Origin of the sequence: Escherichia sp. KCJ4928 (assembly GCF_004352695.1) — a bacterium.
Taxonomy (GTDB): Bacteria; Pseudomonadota; Gammaproteobacteria; order Enterobacterales; family Enterobacteriaceae; genus ECMA0423.
The window spans coordinates 1-490 of record NZ_SJWV01000590.1; the positions used below are offsets into that span (position 1 = coordinate 1).

Below are 490 nucleotides of genomic sequence, written 5' to 3' on the forward strand. Positions count from 1 at the left end.
CCAATGATTTATTCAGAAATTGAAAACTGGCTGAATGAGCAGCTTTACCAGAGTGCTGCATATCATGCAGATGCCTACAATACCGCAGCCAGAAACTATATTGCCGACAACAATGCCCGTCTGCATAGCGGCAGCCTTCCGGCAAATTTCACGGCTGATGATCTGATTCGTCAGGAATATCTGAAACAGGGGTTTAACCATTCTCCCTTTGGTCAGAGTTATATCACCGGTATCCGCCGTAACCAGACCACCGGGCGTCTGGAAGCCCTGACCTGCTCAACTGGAGGGCAGACAATCAAAGAAGAAGGGCTGCGTAGTGTGGCGGGTCAGTTGCCGGGGCTGGGTGGATTTATCAGCAAAAATGGAACGGCAACAGGCGCATTCGGAGCCTGGACAGATAAACCGGGAGACTACGGACTTACCTGTTCGACAGGTCACATCGCCGTCGTCATGAGCGGTGATGACCTGCAGGAAAGTGACCGTCTCTACC

At 51.8% G+C, this 490-nt stretch carries 1 protein-coding gene; it reads left to right on the plus strand.

Annotated elements, in window-relative coordinates; translation table 11 throughout:
- Positions 1–490 (plus strand): shufflon system plasmid conjugative transfer pilus tip adhesin PilV (pilV, locus tag E0D98_RS25745; protein ID WP_131891527.1); only part of this gene is annotated, 490 nt, incomplete at both ends.